Raw genomic sequence first — 16,740 nt, forward strand, 5'->3', positions numbered from 1 at the left:
TGTTCTCTCCCACGAACTTTCAGCCAAACGGTCATCATACGCGGCAGCGGAAAAAGCCGATATCTGAAAGCGTAAAAAAGTCTTTTTTACGCACCGTTACCTTTTTCCTGCAGGAATGTCGTGAATCCCACTTTGTTCTGCGCCACTTCGTAGTATAAATACCCTCTTCTTTTTTATTTATTTAATGGATGATCTCCGTTGAAACGTAGTTTGCTCATTTTTGCTGCGCTGTGCGCGGCGTCGTGGACCTCGGTGCAGGCCGCACAGCCTACCGTTGACCCGGTTTTCGCCTCGGATGTGGTCGATCGTTACGCCAATCATATCTACTACGGCAGCGGCGCCACCGGCATGGCGCTGGTGGTTATCGATGGCAATCAGCGTGTTTTTCGCAGCTTTGGCGAAACCCGCCCGGGGAATAATCAGCACCCGCAGCTCGACTCGGTGATCCGTATCGCCTCCCTCAGCAAACTGATGACCAGCGAGATGCTGGTGAAGCTGCTCGACCAGGGGGTGGTGAAACTCAACGATCCGCTGAGCAAATACGCCCCGCCGGGTACCCGGGTGCCTGACTGGCAGGGAAAACCAATCACCCTGGTTAACCTCGCAACCCATACCAGCGCCCTGCCGCGCGAGCAGCCTGGCGGCGCCGCTCATCGTCCGGTGTTTGTCTGGCCGACCCGCCAGCAGCGCTGGAACTGGCTCTCTACCGCGACCCTGAAGACCGCGCCGGGCTCACAGGCAGCCTACTCCAACCTGGCCTTTGATTTACTGGCGGACGCGCTCTCCACCGCTGCCGGCAAACCTTATCCGCAGCTGTTTGAAGAACAGATCACCCGGCCGCTGGGGATGAAGGACACCACCTTTACCCCGTCACCGGATCAGTGCCAGCGGCTGATGATCCCGGAAAAAGGCGCCAGCCCATGCAACAACACCCTGGCGGCGATCGGCAGCGGCGGAGTCTACTCGACGCCGGGGGATATGATGCGCTGGATGCAGCAGTTCCTGTCATCCGATTTCTATACCCGCAGCCAGCAGGCCGATCGGATGCAGACGCTGATTTATCAGCGTAACCAACTGACCCGGGTGATTGGTATGGACGTGCCGGGCCGCGCCGACGCGCTGGGACTTGGCTGGGTGTATATGAAGCCGAAGAATGGCCATCCGGGGATTATTCAGAAAACCGGCGGCGGCGGCGGGTTTATCACCTATATGGCGATGAATCCGCAGGCTAACGTCGGCGCCTTTGTGGTGGTAACCCGCTCGCCGTTAACCCGCTTCAACAATATGAGCGATGGCATCAACGACCTGGTCAGCGAGCTGAGCGGCGCGCAGCCCAACATGCAGACGGCCAGCCAGTAAGCTCGCGGGGGTTTCGCCGACACGACATAACGATCGTTTTGGCGAAACATCCCCATGCCATTTCAGTTACACTAACGTCTTTCATTTCACAAAATCAGGCAAACCATGACAGATTTAATCACTCGCCCCCGCCGCCTGCGTCAATCCGCTGCGCTGCGCGCCCTGTTTGAAGAGACAACACTGAGTTTGAACGACCTGGTGTTGCCGATCTTTGTTGAAGAAGAAATTGATGATTACAAAGCGATCGAGGCCATGCCCGGCGTGATGCGCATTCCGGAAAAATATCTGGCACGTGAAATCGAACGCATCGCTAACGCCGGCATTCGCTCGGTGATGACCTTTGGCATTTCTCATCACACCGATGCTACCGGCAGCGATACCTGGAATGAAAATGGCCTGGTGGCGCGTATGTCGCGGATCTGCAAGTCCACGGTGCCGGAGATGATCGTCATGTCCGATACCTGCTTCTGCGAATACACTTCCCACGGTCACTGTGGCGTGCTGTGCGACCACGGGGTGGATAACGACGCGACCCTGGAAAACCTCGGCAAGCAGGCCGTTGTCGCCGCCGCCGCCGGGGCGGATTTCATCGCTCCTTCCGCCGCGATGGACGGACAGGTACAGGCGATTCGCCGCTCGCTGGATGCCGCCGGTTTCACTAATACGGCGATTATGTCCTACTCCACCAAGTTCGCTTCCTCCTTCTACGGCCCGTTCCGCGAAGCGGCCGGTACCGCGCTGAAGGGCGATCGGAAAACCTATCAGATGAGCCCGATGAACCGCCGGGAAGCCATTCGCGAGTCGCTGCTCGATGAAGCCCAGGGCGCCGACTGCCTGATGGTGAAACCGGCTGGCGCCTACCTGGATATTCTGCGCGATATCCGCGAACGCAGCGATCTGCCGCTCGGCGCCTATCAGGTCAGCGGGGAGTACGCGATGATCAAATTCGCTGCCCAGGCGGGCGCTATCGATGAAGAGAAAGTGGTTCTGGAAAGCCTCGGCGCTATCAAACGCGCAGGCGCCGACCTGATCTTCAGCTATTTCGCCCTCGATCTGGCCGAGAAAAAAATCCTCCGTTAAACCCGCCCCTCCCCGGTGGCGCTTCGCTTACCGGGGCTACCAAACCTCATCCCCGGTGCGCTGTATTTATCGCGACCACCACACCGTAGCCCGGATAAGGCGCTTGCGCCGCTATCCGGGGACAGGCGCTAACCAATATCTGTAGCTAAAACTTTGCGCGCCGCTTTCCACCTTCTGCACCTTCTCCTTGGCGTACCGGATTTCGCCTTCTAACGTGTTAAACCACATCATAAATACCGAATTCCAGGAGATCCTGTGGTGGCTTATCGACGTTATTACATTAAGGGGGGAACCTGGTTCTTCACTGTTAACCTTAAAGACCGTAGAAGCATGCACCTAACTGAAAACATAGAATTATTGCGCTACTCTGTCGCCGTTGTTAAACAACATCGCCCCTTTATTATTGATGCCTGGGTGGTGTTGCCTGAACATCTGCATTGCATCTGGACACTACCTCATAATGATGACGATTTTTCTTCACGCTGGAGAGATATCAAAGGCTGTTTTAGCAGAACGTTAAAACGACAACCCCTCTGGCAACCGCGCTTCTGGGAGCATGCCATACGCGATGAAGATGATTACCGCCGACACGTTGATTACATCCATATCAATCCACTTAAGCATGGCTGGGTCACCCGGGTGATCGATTGGCCATTTTCAACCTTTCATCGCGATGTCCAGCGCGGGCTATATCCCCCAAATTGGGCTGGCGATAGCTTTGATCTTAGCTGCGGTGAACGCCGATAGCCTCTCCCCGGTGGCGCTGACGCTTACCGGGGCTACAAATCGGCGCCAACCGTAGCCCGGATGAGGCGTTAGCCGCTATCCGGGAAACCTCCCCCGCTGCGACCGAAACTTCACCCAACTGTAATCTGAACGACATCTCCACCTTCTACTGTCTGGGCAGGACGGAGGAGGAGCCACTATGTTTAGTCTCGACGACGTACTCGATGACCTGTGGCCTCAGGCGAGGCCCGCCCCCTGGCAAAAGAAACTGTTAAAAAAGCTGTTTTATGAGGAAGAGTTTCAACAATTTGCCGATCGTCATCGCCACCTGAAGGGGCTTGATACGGTCGAACAGGTACTGGAATACCTCAATATCCGCTGCGCCATCCCGGCGCACGATCTCGAACAAATCCCCGAATATGGCCCGCTGGTCATTATCGCCAACCACCCCACCGGCACCCTCGACGGCCTGGCGCTCCTGTATGCGGTATCCCGCGTGCGCCGCGATGTCAAAGTGGTCACCAACCGCATGCTCACCCACCTTGAGCCCCTGAGCTCGCTGTTTATCCCGGTAGATAATATTCATGGCCGCACCGCTAAAGCGGCGCTGCAGCAGATGGATCACCAGCTGCAGGCCGGCGGGGTGCTGATCTTCTTCCCGGCGGGGGAAGTCTCCCGCCTCACCCGTCGCGGTATCCGCGATAAAAAATGGCACTCCGGCTTTATTAAGCTGGCGGCAAAATATCGCGCCCCGCTGCTGCCGGCGTGGATTAACGCCCACAACAGCGCCCTGTTTTACGCCAGCACGCTGGTCTCCGACAACCTGCCGCTGCTCCTGCTGATGCAGCAGATGTTTCGCCGGCGCAACAGCAGCCTGCCGGTGCGCATCGGCCAGCAGATCCCCTGGTCGAGCTGGTTCGATGCTAAGTCCAGCGCTCGCGAGCTTACCGGCCGCTGCTATCAGCACCTTGAACAGCTGCGCAAAGGGCTGCCGGGGCGGTTTAAAACCGCAAGCGCCATCGCCCGTCCGGAAGACCGGGCGCTGCTCAAACGCGAACTGCATAAGGCCGAGTGTCTGGGCCGCACCACCGACGGCAAAGTGATTTACCTCTGGCAGCGCAACGGCCAGGAGGACGCGCCGCTGCTGCGCGAGCTGGGACGCCTGCGGGAAATCGCCTTCCGCGCGGTCGGGGAAGGCAGCGGCAAACGGCGGGATATCGACGGGTATGACGACGACTATCTGCATCTGATCCTGTGGGATGAAGACGATCTGGAAATCGTCGGCGCTTACCGCTTTATGCCGACGGCCATCCAGCTGGCAGAGCGCGGCCTGGAAGGGATCTACAGTTACAGCCTGTTCCATTACGACGGGCGGATGGACGATGTCCTGCAGCACGGCATTGAGCTGGGGCGCAGCTTTATCCAGCCGCGCTACTGGGGGCGTCGCGGGCTGGACTACCTGTGGTCAGGCATCGGCGCTTATCTGGCGCGCTATCCGCACTATCGCTATCTGTTTGGTCCGGTGTCGATTTCTGGCGGGTTGCCGCCCGCCGCCCGCGATCTGCTGGTGGCGTTCTACCGGCTGTGGTTCCCGGCGACGCATCCGCTGGCGGAGTCGCGTCGACCTTATCCGGCGTCGCTGCCCGACGTGCTGGCGCAGTTTGGCGGGGAGGATTACAACGACGACCTGGCCCGGCTGAAGTCCCTGCTCGGCAATCTCGGCTGCGCGATCCCGCCGCTGTATAAGCAGTACTCGGAAGTGTGCGAGCCGGGCGGCGTGCAGTTTATCGATTTCGGCAGCGATCCGGATTTCAATAACTGCGTGGATGGTCTGGTGCTGGTGGATCTCACCTACCTGAAGGCCAATCGCTATCAGCGCTATATTGGCGCGCATCTGGGTGCGCAAAAATCGGCATAAACGCTTTTTCCCGGCTTGCGGCGCGTTGCGCCTTAGCCGGGCTACGGTACACCATTTCCGACGGATCGGTCGCCCGGAAAAGGCGCGTCAGGCGCCGCCTCCGGGAAGCAGCGGGCAATGCAGCATCCGCTTTTCTCCGCGGCTCGCGGCTGATGCCTTAACCGGCTACAAGCATTACCCCGCCCGGTAATACGGCTTATCGCCGAGGATCGTCGCCCGGTGCATGATCCGCCGCTGCGGCAGATAGTCGGCATTGGCGTAATGCTGGGTCACCCGGTTATCCCAGATAGCGACATCGTTCGGCTGCCAGCGCCAGCGCACCTGAAACTCCGGTTTAGTGACATGAGCAAACAGGAAGTTCAGCAGCGCTGCGCTCTCTTTCTCACTCACCTCGACAATTCGCGTGGTAAACCCTTCATTAACGAACAGCGCCTGCTTGCCGGTCACCGGGTGGGTACGCACTACCGGATGCAGCAGCGGCGGATGCTTCGCCACCGCTTCCTGCCAGCGCCGATGCTCGGCTTCGGTCTTGTTGTACTTATACTCCTGGAACGATTTGCGGAAATCGTGTTCGGCATGCAGGCCGCTCAGCAGCTGCCGGAAAGGTTCTGACAGCGCTTCCCAGGCGGCAATGCCGCTGGTCCACAGGGTGTCACCGCCGGTCGTCGGCAGCTCTTTCGCCGCCAGAATGGCGCCGGCGGGCGGCGTGTCGATAAAGGTGACATCGGTATGCCAGTTGTCATTATCCGGCGGATTATCGTTGTGGGTATCGAGGACGATAATCTCTTCCACGCCAGGGGCGTGAGGGTAGACCGGATGGATATGCAGGTCGCCAAACCGCAGAGCCAGGTCGCGCTGTTGCGCCGGGGTGATATTTTGCTCGCGCAGGAATACTACCTGATGACGCAGCACCGCGTGATACAGCTGTTCAAACTGGTTGTCGCTCAGCGGACGGGTTAAATCCGCCCCGGTCACCTGCGCGCCAATATAGGGCCCCAGCGGGGTAATGCTCAGACGTTCACTCATTGTACTTCTCCATGCCAGGGCGTCAGGCGACGCTGCAGCGCGCGCAGACCCAGTTCCAGTAAAAAGGCGATAATGGCAATCACCGCGATCCCCGCCAGCACCACATCGGTGGCGAGAAACTCGCCGGCAGACTGCACCATAAATCCTAATCCGCGGGTGGCAGCGATCAGCTCAGCGGCCACCAGCGTTGACCAGCCCACCCCGAGACCAATGCGCAGCCCGGTGAGGATCTCCGGCAGCGCGCCGGGGAGGATCACCAGCCACAGCACCTGCGCCCGGCTGGCGCCCAGCGAACGGGCGGCGCGAATGCGCACCTGCTGCGCGCTTTTTACCCCTGCCAGCGCCGACATGGCTACCGGCGCGAAAATCGCCAGGTAGATCAGCAGGATCTTCGAGGTTTCACCGATGCCAAACCAGATCACCATCAGCGGTAGGTAGGCCAGCGGCGGCACCGGACGATAGAGTTCGATCAGCGGATCGAGGATCCCACGCACCGTCGAGTTGAGCCCCATGGCGATCCCCACCGGTACGCCAATAAGCACTGCCGCCAGCAGGGCGATGACGATCCGCGTCAGGCTCGCCGCCAGATGCTGCCAGAGCGTCGCATCCATAAAGCCCTGCGGCCCGGCGATGGTGATAAGCTTTTGCAGTACCTGGCCCGGCGGCGGCAGAAACAGCGGACTAATCAGCTGCAGCGCTGCGACCGCCCACCAGACGGCCAGCAATACCGCCAGAGTCGCCACGCTGAGGGTGAGCTGACGGGAGAGCGGCCAGCGCCACTTCAGCGTCGTCTGACGCGGTTTGTCGTTCAGTACCACGCTCATGAGAAAGCCTCCCGTTGGTCAAACACCCGGCTCAGAATGTATTCCCGCTGTTCAATAAACCGCGGGTCGGATTTGATGCTGCGGCAGGATTCGCCCGCGACAAAGCGACGGCTGAAATCAAGCCGCAGCCGCTCCACCACCCGTCCCGGCCCCGGCGACAGCAGTACCAGCTCGGTGGCCATAAAGATGGCCTCTTCAATGTCATGAGTGATCAGCAGCACCTGTTTGCCGGTCTCATGCCACAGTTTCAGCAGCAATGTCTGCATCTGCTCGCGGGTAAAGGCGTCAAGCGCGCCGAAGGGCTCATCCAGCAGCAACAGCTGCGGATTCGCCGCCAGCGCCCGGGCGATGCCCACCCGCTGGCGTTGACCGCCGGACAGCTGCCAGATAAAGCGTTTTTCCGCCCCTTCGAGACCCACCTTCTTCAGCATCTGCGCCGCCGCTTGCCGGCGCTGCGCTTTATCCACGCCCGCCAGCTGGAGGCCCAGCGCCACGTTATCCTGCACATTGCGCCACGGCAGCAGGCCTTCGTTCTGGAAGACCACGCCGCGCTCTGCGCCCGGCCCGGTCACCCGCTGACCTTCGAGGGTGATGCTGCCGTGCTGATAGGGCACGAATCCGGCAATCAGGTTCAGCAGGGTAGTTTTACCGCAGCCCGACGGCCCCAGCACCACCAACAGCTCCCCACTCTCCAGCGTCAGGTTGATATCCGCCAGCGCCGGTTTACCGCCGTAGTCGGCGGAAAGATGCGAGATTTGCAGCATCGCCGCCTCCTTTACTTCACGAAACGGTCAGTGACGTACTGACGATAATCGGTTCCCGCCGCGGGCACTTTGCCCTGCTCTTTCAGGAAGCGCGCGGTATCGACGATGGCCTGATTGACCGGACCATTCAGCGCCTGCGCCTGCTCAGCGGCGGTCAGGTAGGTGTTCCCCTTCACCAGCCCGGGGACATCGGCTTCCGGCACGCCGCTCAGGCGCGCCAGCTTGCTGATGTTGTCCGGCTGTTTCAGCCATGTTTCCGGGTTGGCGATGTAGGGCTGCTGGGCGTCGATGGCGCTTTTAGCAAAGGCTTTGACGATCTCCGGATGCTGCTCGGCGAAGTCCTTACGGACCACCCAAACGTCGAGGGTCGGCGCGCCCCACTCCCCAACCTGCGCGGAATCGGTCAGCACCTTGCCCTCTTTTTCCAGTTCGTTAACCGCTGGCGCCCAGACGTAAGCGCCATCGATATCCCCGCGCTGCCAGGCGGCGATAATCGCCGGCGGCTGCAGGTTAATAATCTGCACCTGGCCCGGCTTGATGCCCCAGTGTTTGAGCGCCGACAACAGGCTGTAGTGGGTGGTGGAGATAAACGGCACGGCGATGCGCTTGCCGATCAGATCTTCCGGTTTGGTAATGCTTTTTTTCACCACCAGCGCTTCGGAGTTGCCGAGCTTTGAAGCGAGCAGGAACACTTCAATCGGCACCTGCTGACTGGCGGCCACCGCCAGCGGGCTGGAGCCGATATTGCCGATCTGCACATCGCCGGAGGCCAGGGCACGCACCACGCTGGCGCCGCTGTCGAATTTCCGCCAGTCGACGGTCGCGCCGCTGGTTTTGGCGAAGGTGTTGTCCGCCTGGGCGACTTTCGCCGGCTCAGCGGAGGTTTGATACGCCACGGTCACGTTGACCGCCTGCGCCTGGAAGGCGGCGACAGCCAGCGCCGCCAGAAGAGTAATTCGCGATGTGAATGCCATAATGTCTGCTTCCCCTGAGTTGTTATAGGTGCAGTATTTCCGGCATCAGGAGGGAGATGAAGTAATTAAAAATTCTGGCTAATAGCGAATCGTTTTTAGAACAAAAGCGGGAAAGGATAGTTGGTTTTGAGCGGTTGGTGAGTGGCAGATGGTTGGCGCCGGGTGGCGGCGACGGATCGCGCAATATGTAGGCCGGGTAAGCGCAGCGCCACCCGGCAAAAAACTCAGCGCTTCGCGTTAAGCGCGGCGATGTCCTTCGGCGTGGTGCGGCAGCAGCCGCCAATCAGCTTCGCCCCGGCCGCCAGCCACTGCGGCAGATAATCCGCCAGGGTGGCGCAGGCTTCGCCATGATGGTGCCAGGTCTTGCTCACCGCATCATAATGTTCGCCGGAGTTAGGATAGACCACCAGCGGCAGGGCCGTCAGGCTGTGCAGATGCGCCAGCGCCGCGGGCGTATTTTCCAGGGCGATACAGTTGATGCCCACCGCCACCACCTGCGGGTTATCCGCCAGGGCAGCCATCACCTCGCGTAGCGGCGTCCCATCGCTGAGATGTTCGGCGTCGCGCAGCGTGAAAGAGTACCAGGCGCGGGCGCGGGGATAGTCCTGCAGCAGGGCCGTCAGCGCCTGGATCTCAGCAAATGACGGCAGGGTTTCACAGGCCAGCAGGTCGGCGCCCGCATCCAGAAGGGCTTCGACGCGCGGGCGGTGGAAATCCTGGAACTCTGCCGCGCTGCGCTGATAATCGCCGCGATACTCCGAGCCGTCGGCGAGAAACGCGCCATACGGCCCTACCGAACCGGCCACCAGCAGCGTGCCGGCCTGCGGGTTCTCGGCGAGGTACGCCTCGCGCGCTTTGCGCGCCAGTTCGACGCTTTTGCCGATCAGCGCCCGGGACTGCGCATCATCCAGCCCGCGCGCGGCAAAGCCCGCCGGGGTGGCCTGATAGCTGGCGGTGATCGCCACCTGCGCCCCGGCGCGAAAGTAGTCGAGATGCACATCGCGGATCAGCTGCGGGTTCTCCAGCAGCACTTTCGCCGACCACAGGCTGTCGGCCAGATCGCAGCCGCGGGCCTCCAGCTCGGTGGCCATGGCGCCGTCCAGCAGGACATAAGGCTGGACGGCAAGCAGAGCAGTGAACGGGTTAGTCTGCGACATGTTGGGACTCCTGAGTCATATTCCGTGAACGAGTAAGATACCAGGCACCATAGCACAGGGCCACAAAGGGGATCCCGCACCACAGCGCAATTCTCTGGCTCGGGTCAAAGGCGAGGCCCACGCAGGCCACCAGGCACAGCACAAACCCCAGAACGGGCACCACCGGATACCAGGGAGCGCGATACTGCAGATCGCTCAGCGCCTTACCCTGCTGCAGATGGCGGCGGCGGAACATAAAGTGCGAGGCGCAGATGCTCAACCACACCGCCACTACCGCAAAACCGGAGATCGCCGACAGCGCCACAAACACCGTATCGGGCGCCACCACGCTGGAGAACAGCGCCAGCACGCCGCCCAGCATACTCACCGACAGCGCGGTCACCGGCACGCCCCGTTTATTGACTTTGGCAAAGCAGGCCGGCAGCGTCTTCTCGTTCGACAGCGACCACAGCATCCGCCCGGAAGCGTACAGGCCGGAGTTAGCCGCCGAGAGGATCGCCGTCAGGATCACAAAGTTGAAAATATCCGCCGCGTAAGGGATGCCCACCTTTTCAAACACCAGCACGAAGGGGCTTTTCTCCACCCCCGCCTGCTGCATTGGGATCAGCGCCGCCAGCACGAACACGGTGCCGATAAAGAAAATAATCAGCCGGGCGATGGTGGTGCGGATGGCGACCGGAATGACCTTATGCGGGTTTTCCGTCTCTCCGGCGGCAATGCCGATAAGCTCCGTCCCGGAGAAGGCGAAGTTCACCGCCACCATGGTCATCAGGATCGGCAGGCCGCCGTGCGGGAACCAGCCTTCGGCGGTGATATTGTGCAGGCCCGGCGCCGGCGAGCCATCCTGCATCGGAATGATGCCGAAAATGGCCGCGCCGCCGAGAATAATAAACGCGATGATGGTGATCACTTTCACCAGCGAGAACCAGAACTCGCCTTCCGCGAAGAAGCGCGTCGAAATGATATTAAGGCCGAAGATCACCGCGCAGAACACCACGCACCAGATCCAGACCGGCACCTGCGGGAACCAGTACTGCATGCAGAAACCCGCCGCGGTGAAGCTCGAACCCAGCGCCACCGTCCACGTTAGCCAGTAGAGCCACGCCACGGTATAGCCCGTCGCCGGGCCAAGATAGCGCGCCGCGTAAACGTGGAAGGCGCCGGTCTCCGGCATCGCCACCGACAATTCACCGAGGCACTGCATCACCAGCCAGACCACCAGGGCGCCAATCAGATACGCCAGCAGCGTCCCGGCCGCGCCGGTGGTGGAGATGATATAGCCGGTATTAAAAAATAAGCCGGTGCCAATCACGCCGCCGAGCGACAGCATGATCAGATGGCGCGTTTTCATGGTGCGCTTCAGTTGCCCACCTTGTTGTTGTGTTGTGCTTTGCATTTTATTTTCTCACGCCAGCCCGCTTGCTCGGGTCATGATGCGTATAAACGTATAGACATCTAAACATCCAAAAGAAGAAGTGTTATACCGTGCCGCCGCGGAAAAAGCAAAGCCGCTGCACCAGGGCACGCGCCGACAGCGTGCAGCCTGCCCCATTTTTGCGCAGCGCCAGCGGGCGCGCCACGCGCTGACGCCTCATCGCGACAGACCACGTTCTGGCACTCTCTTTGCAGCCTGTCGTTCAGAACCTTTCTATCTGGCGAGGCAACACGTATGACAGAGCAAACCACCACCTTAAAAAGAACGCTCGGCAGTTTTCGTTTATGGGGGATCGCCGTCGGACTGGTGATATCCGGGGAGTACTTCGGCTGGAGCTACGGCTGGTCACAGGCGGGCACGATGGGATTTATGGTCGTCGCCCTGGCGGTCGCCGCGATGTACTGCGCCTTTATTTTCAGCTTTACCGAGCTGACCACCGCCATCCCGCACGCTGGCGGCCCTTTCGCCTATGCCTACCGCGCCTTCGGGCCCACCGGCGGCTTTATCGCCGGTTTTGCCACCCTGATTGAATTCGTCTTCGCCCCGCCGGCCATCGCCATGGCCATCGGCGCCTACCTCAACGTGCAGTTTCCGGCGCTGGATCCGAAATGGGTCGCCTGCGGCGCTTACGTGATCTTTATGACGCTCAATATTCTCGGCGTCGGCATTGCCGCCACCTTCGAGCTGATCGTCACCCTGCTGGCCATCTTCGAGCTGCTGGTGTTCATGGGCGTGGTCGCGCCCGGCTTCTCCTGGAGCCACTTCACCACTAACGGCTGGGCGGGCGCGGAAAGCTTCAGCGGCCTGGCGCTGCCGGGGATGTTCGCCGCCATTCCGTTCGCCATCTGGTTCTTCCTCGCCATTGAGGGGGCCTCCATGGCGGCCGAAGAGGCCAAAGATCCGCAGCGCACCATTCCGCGCGCCCTGGGCGGCGGCATTCTGACGCTGACGGTGCTGGCGATCGGCGTGATGGTCTTCGCCGGCGGCGTCGGCGACTGGCGCGCGCTGTCCAATATTAACGATCCGCTGCCCCAGGCGATGAAGACGGTGGTGGGCAATGGCAGCGGCTGGCTGCATATGCTGGTGTGGCTGGGGCTGTTTGGCCTCGTCGCCTCCTTCCACGGCATCATTATGGGCTATTCGCGGCAGATCTACTCCCTCGCCCGCGCCGGCTATCTGCCCGCCGGGCTGGCGACCCTCAACCGCCGCACCCGCACCCCGCATCTGGCGATCCTCGCCGGCGGCGTGGTCGGTATCGCCGCGATCTTCTCCGACTCGCTGATCACCATCAGCGGCATGCCGCTGACCGCCTGTATCGTCACTATGTCGGTATTTGGGGCTATTGTTATGTATATCACTTCCATGGCGGCGCTGTTCAAACTGCGCCGTAGCGAGCCGAAGCTGATCCGCCCATTCCGCGCCCCGCTCTACCCGCTGGCGCCGGCCTTTGCCCTCGGCATGGCGGTGCTCTGCCTGGTGGCGATGGTCTGGTATAACCTGCTGCTGGCGCTGATTTTCGCGGCGATGATGCTCGGCGGCTACCTGTGGTTCCGCAAAACCGCAGCGGCCCGTGAACGGGCGCCAGTGGATCCTCAACTGCGCACGGTCTCCTGAGGAGGCGGCATGTATAAAACCACGCTATCGGGCCAGGTATGGCGCTTTGATAGTCTGAAAACGTTGATGGCGAAAGCGTCGCCAGCCCGCTCCGGCGACGCCCTCGCAGGGGTTATCGCCACCTCAGCCGAAGAGCGGATGGCGGCGAAAATGGCCCTCGCCGAGGTGCCGCTGACCGACATTCTCGACAACCCGCTTATCCCTTACGAGCAGGACGAAGTGACTCGCCTGATCCTCGACACCCATGATGCGCAGGGCTTTGCTGCCCTGCGTCACCTGACGGTCGGCGATTTTCGCGACTGGCTGCTGGATGATGCTACCGATACCGCCACGCTGCAGCGGGTCGCCCGCGCCATCACCCCGGAGATGGCGGCGGCGGTCAGTAAGCTGATGCGCAATCAGGATCTGATCCTTGCCGCCAGCAAATGCCAGGTGGTGACGCGCTTTCGCAACACCATCGGCCTGCCCGGCCACCTCAGCGTACGCCTGCAGCCCAACCATCCTACCGACGACCTGAAAGGCATCGCCGCCAGTATGCTCGACGGGCTGCTGTACGGCGCCGGGGACGCGGTGATCGGCATCAACCCGGCCAGCGACAGCTTACCGGTGCTGGCGCAGCTGAACGTCATGCTGGACGATATTATTCAGCGCTTCGCCATTCCCACCCAGTCCTGCATTCTGACCCATGTCACCAATACGCTGCAGCTGATTGAGCGCGGCGCGCCGGTGGATCTGGTGTTTCAGTCGGTGGCGGGAACCGAAGCGGCCAACAGCGGCTTCGGCATCAATCTTGCCATGCTGCAGGAGGCCCGCGAGGCGGCCCTCAGCCTCAGGCGCGGTACCCTCGGCAACAATGTGATGTATTTTGAGACCGGCCAGGGAAGCTGCCTGTCGGCCAACGCCCACCACGGCGTCGACCAGCAGACCTGTGAGGCGCGGGCCTACGCCGTCGCCCGCCACTTTGAACCGCTACTGGTCAATACCGTGGTCGGCTTTATCGGTCCGGAGTATCTCTACGACGGCAAGCAGATTATTCGCGCCGGGCTGGAAGATCACTTCTGCGGCAAGCTGATGGGCCTGCCGATCGGCTGCGACGTCTGCTATACCAACCACGCGGAAGCGGATCAGGATGATATGGACACCCTGCTGACCCTGCTGTGCGCCGCCGGGCTCACCTTCCTGATCGGCGTGCCCGGAGCGGACGATATCATGCTCAATTACCAGAGCACCTCGTTCCATGACGCGCTGTACGCCCGTCGCCTGCTGGGCTTAAAGCATGCCCCGGAGTTCGCCGACTGGCTGGCGAAGATGCAGATTATCGATCCGCACGGCACGCTGCGGCTCACCGACGCCCGCCATCCGCTGCTGTCCGTCCTGCCGCAAGGAGCCTCCGTATGAACCGTCCCGATGCCTGGAACCCGCTGCGTGAATTTACCGATGCGCGGATCGCCCTGGGCCGCAGCGGCGCCAGCCTGCCGACCCGCGAAGTCCTCAACTTTGGTCTGGCCCACGCCAGAGCGCGGGATGCCATTCATCAGCCGTTCGCCAGCCAGCAGCTGGTGGCGCCGCTGGCGGCGCTCGGCCTCGACGCTCTGACGGTGCACAGCGCCGCGCCGGACCGTCACACCTATCTTCGGCGTCCGGATCTCGGGCGGCAGCTCGCCGACGAAAGCCGCGCCGACCTCGCCGCCAGCGGCGTCCGCCCCGCCGATCTGCTGCTGGTGATCGGCGATGGCCTCTCTTCCTGGGCGGTAGAGCGCCAGGCGGTGCCATTGATCCGCGCCCTGCTGCCCTATCTGCAAACGCTGGGTATCGGCCTGGCGCCGGTAGTGCTGGCGCATCAGTCGCGGGTGGCGCTGGGGGATGATATTGGCGAAACCCTGAAAGCCCGCGCGGTGGCGATCCTGATTGGCGAACGACCGGGTCTCTCCTCGCCGGACAGCCTCGGCGTCTACCTCACCTGGCAGCCCCATCGTCAGCGTCTGGAATCTGAGCGCAACTGTATCTCCAATATTCGTCCGGAGGGATTAAGCCATGACGCCGCCGCCTTTAAACTGGCCTGGCTGCTGGAGCAGGCTTTTTTACGCCGCGTCACCGGCGTGCAGTTAAAAGATGAAAGTGATAATCCGGCGCTGCATGGAAAAATAAAACCGTTGACCCCTTTAAAATAATAAGTCACACCAGCAGCAGAATAAATTTTAATACTACCGGGCGCACCTGAATATTATATTCGGGTGCGCGCTGAAATTGCCCGACGGCGCTTCGCTTGCGCGGGCCTGCGCAAACCGTTCAACCGGTTTATATGGTGGATTTTTCAGGCCGGGTAAGGCGCCAGTCGCCCCCCGGCAAAATGCGTTCACCGTAGCAAAAACCGTGTTGTCATCAGCCTTATGCCCCTCCCTGCAGGTAATAAGAATATTGCATGAGTAAAAACGAAACGGACGTTGTAAGGTAAATCAGCGCATTAAAAATACCCGTCATACTTCAAGTTGCATGTGCGTTGGCTGCGTTCTCTCCCCCCAGTCACTGACTTCGGTAAGCGCCTGGGGACTCGCTCACTTGCCGCCTTCATGCGACTCGAATTATTTAGGGTATATATCTCGTTATCTATTCAACATAACAGCCAATAATTCGTCGGACACGCTGGCGAATTATTCCTCAATGTTATGCAGTCATTGATGGTTAAAGATAAATAATCGACCGACGGAGAAATACCAATGAAATCGTTTTCCGGGAAAGCGTCTTTAATGGCCACGCTGGTTGCCGCGCTGGTCGGCGCCAGCAGCGCGCAGGCAGCGGAAATTAAAATCGGGGTGGTATTACCCCTGAGCGGCGCCCTCAGCGGCTACGGCCAGCCGTCGCAGAAAGGGCTGGACATTATTCAGGCCATCACCCCGACGTTAAAAAATGGCGATACCATCAAGCTTATCGTTATCGATGATAAAAGCGACAAAGTCGAAGCGGCCAACGCCATGCAGCGCCTGGTCTCCAGCGATAAAGTGGATGCCGTGATCGGGGAAGTCACCTCCTCCAACACCCTGGCGATGACCAAGATCGCCGACGACAGCAAAACGCCGCTGGTCTCCTCCACCGCCACCAACGACCGCGTCACCCGTAACCATCCGTACGTCAGCCGGGTCTGTTTCTCGGACAGCTTCCAGGGGGTGGTCGGGGCCAATCTGGCCTCCCGCGATCTGAAAGCCAAAACCGCCGCCATCGTGTTTGACAGCAGCAACGACTACTCCGTCGGCCTGGCGAAAGCGTTCCGCACCCAGTTCCTGAAAAACGGCGGCACCATTCCCATCGAGGTACAGGCCCCGGGCGGCAGCAAGGACTTTAAAGCCCAGCTGGCGAGCGTCAAGGCGAAGAATGTCGACATGATTTACATGCCGATCTACTACACCGAAGGGGCGCTGATTGCCGTGCAGTCTAAACAACTGGGGCTCAACAAACCGGTGGTGGGCGGCGACGGTCTGGCCGCGGATCAGGTCTTCTTCGATGTCGGTAAAGACGCGGTCAACGGCTATATGACCACCGATTATTACTCGCCGAACGCCAAAGAGCAGACCCCGGCCGGGGAAACCTTCATCAAAGCCTGGGAAGCCAAATACCAGCAGCCGACCCATACCTGGGGCGCAATGGCGGCGGACGCCTATAACGTCATCGTCAACGCCATGAACCAGTGCAGCGATCCCCACGATCGGGTCTGCGTGAATGAAAAAATCCGCGCCACCAAAGATTTCCAGGGCGTGACCGGCACGCTGACGTTACAGAACGGCGATGCCATTCGCAGCGCGGTCATCAACGAAGTGAAAGATGGCAAGCTGGCGTTTCGTACCGTGGTTAACCCTTAAGTTGTGACG

Annotated in this window: 16 protein-coding genes; 8 read left to right on the forward strand and 8 right to left on the reverse strand. The window is 60.6% G+C overall.

The features are described from left to right. Positions 1–198 precede the first annotated feature (198 nt). The 4 genes from ampH to olsF all read left to right on the forward strand — a co-directional run bounded on the left by ampH (position 199) and on the right by olsF (position 5,083). Positions 199–1,359, forward strand: coding sequence for a D-alanyl-D-alanine-carboxypeptidase/endopeptidase AmpH (ampH, locus tag AC3EMD_RS22020; RefSeq protein ID WP_008805334.1), 1,161 nt, complete (start codon positions 199–201; stop codon positions 1,357–1,359). Positions 1,360–1,464: 105 nt separating this feature from the next. Next, positions 1,465–2,439 (forward strand): porphobilinogen synthase, encoded by a 975-nt coding sequence (gene hemB / locus AC3EMD_RS22025; protein WP_002890201.1) that lies wholly within the window; start codon positions 1,465–1,467, stop codon positions 2,437–2,439. Positions 2,440–2,694: 255 nt separating this feature from the next. Beyond that, positions 2,695–3,186 (forward strand): REP-associated tyrosine transposase, encoded by a 492-nt coding sequence (locus AC3EMD_RS22030; RefSeq protein WP_004178721.1) that lies wholly within the window; start codon positions 2,695–2,697, stop codon positions 3,184–3,186. Between the two features lie 178 nt (positions 3,187–3,364). Beyond that, entirely contained in the window at positions 3,365–5,083 is a 1,719-nt protein-coding gene (gene olsF, locus AC3EMD_RS22035) for a bifunctional ornithine lipid synthase OlsF (protein ID WP_302073777.1), read from the forward strand. Between the two features lie 174 nt (positions 5,084–5,257). Here the strand turns inward: olsF and tauD are convergent, their stop codons facing one another. The 7 genes from tauD to AC3EMD_RS22070 all read right to left on the reverse strand — a co-directional run bounded on the left by tauD (position 5,258) and on the right by AC3EMD_RS22070 (position 11,423). Then, positions 5,258–6,109, reverse strand: a complete 852-nt coding sequence (tauD, locus tag AC3EMD_RS22040; RefSeq protein WP_004144604.1) for a taurine dioxygenase — start codon at positions 6,107–6,109, stop codon at positions 5,258–5,260. Then, on the reverse strand, positions 6,106–6,933 hold the full coding sequence (gene tauC, locus AC3EMD_RS22045; protein ID WP_008805332.1) for a taurine ABC transporter permease TauC: 828 nt from the start codon (positions 6,931–6,933) through the stop codon (positions 6,106–6,108). The genes tauD and tauC overlap by 4 nt, the downstream gene beginning before the upstream one ends. Further along, on the reverse strand, positions 6,930–7,697 hold the full coding sequence (gene tauB / locus AC3EMD_RS22050) for a taurine ABC transporter ATP-binding subunit (RefSeq protein ID WP_004893960.1): 768 nt from the start codon (positions 7,695–7,697) through the stop codon (positions 6,930–6,932). Before tauB ends, tauC begins: the two co-directional genes overlap by 4 nt. 11 nt (positions 7,698–7,708) lie before the next feature. Further along, positions 7,709–8,671, reverse strand: a complete 963-nt coding sequence (tauA, locus tag AC3EMD_RS22055; protein ID WP_008805331.1) for a taurine ABC transporter substrate-binding protein — start codon at positions 8,669–8,671, stop codon at positions 7,709–7,711. 224 nt (positions 8,672–8,895) lie between these two features. Beyond that, the gene (gene mmuM, locus AC3EMD_RS22060; protein ID WP_064179964.1) at positions 8,896–9,828 is read right to left on the reverse strand and encodes a homocysteine S-methyltransferase; all 933 of its coding nucleotides are present in this window, start codon (positions 9,826–9,828) and stop codon (positions 8,896–8,898) included. Further along, positions 9,815–11,224, reverse strand: coding sequence for an S-methylmethionine permease (gene mmuP / locus AC3EMD_RS22065; protein ID WP_008805329.1), 1,410 nt, complete (start codon positions 11,222–11,224; stop codon positions 9,815–9,817). The genes mmuM and mmuP overlap by 14 nt, the downstream gene beginning before the upstream one ends. 82 nt (positions 11,225–11,306) lie before the next feature. Continuing rightward, complete coding sequence (locus AC3EMD_RS22070; RefSeq protein WP_012542728.1) at positions 11,307–11,423, reverse strand: hypothetical protein; 117 nt, start codon at positions 11,421–11,423, stop codon at positions 11,307–11,309. A 74-nt stretch (positions 11,424–11,497) separates the two neighbouring features. Between AC3EMD_RS22070 and eat the strand changes: the two genes are divergently transcribed. From eat to eutC, 3 genes are read left to right on the forward strand one after another with little or no spacing between them, the layout of a single operon-like run. After that, on the forward strand, positions 11,498–12,877 hold the full coding sequence (eat, locus tag AC3EMD_RS22075) for an ethanolamine permease (protein ID WP_008805328.1): 1,380 nt from the start codon (positions 11,498–11,500) through the stop codon (positions 12,875–12,877). Between the two features lie 9 nt (positions 12,878–12,886). Further along, entirely contained in the window at positions 12,887–14,275 is a 1,389-nt protein-coding gene (locus AC3EMD_RS22080) for an ethanolamine ammonia-lyase subunit EutB (protein ID WP_016160361.1), read from the forward strand. Continuing rightward, complete coding sequence (gene eutC, locus AC3EMD_RS22085) at positions 14,272–15,048, forward strand: ethanolamine ammonia-lyase subunit EutC (RefSeq protein ID WP_064166043.1); 777 nt, start codon at positions 14,272–14,274, stop codon at positions 15,046–15,048. The genes AC3EMD_RS22080 and eutC overlap by 4 nt, the downstream gene beginning before the upstream one ends. Positions 15,049–15,488: 440 nt before the next feature. On the opposite strand, the gene AC3EMD_RS22090 is transcribed toward eutC, so the two are convergent. After that, entirely contained in the window at positions 15,489–15,632 is a 144-nt protein-coding gene (locus tag AC3EMD_RS22090; protein WP_046881799.1) for a hypothetical protein, read from the reverse strand. Between AC3EMD_RS22090 and AC3EMD_RS22095 the strand changes: the two genes are divergently transcribed. Next, complete coding sequence (locus AC3EMD_RS22095; RefSeq protein ID WP_004147267.1) at positions 15,625–16,731, forward strand: ABC transporter substrate-binding protein; 1,107 nt, start codon at positions 15,625–15,627, stop codon at positions 16,729–16,731. The two genes, AC3EMD_RS22090 and AC3EMD_RS22095, sit on opposite strands and share 8 nt — an antisense overlap. Positions 16,732–16,740 lie beyond the last annotated feature (9 nt).

It is taken from the genome of Klebsiella sp. PK18 (assembly GCF_057784655.1).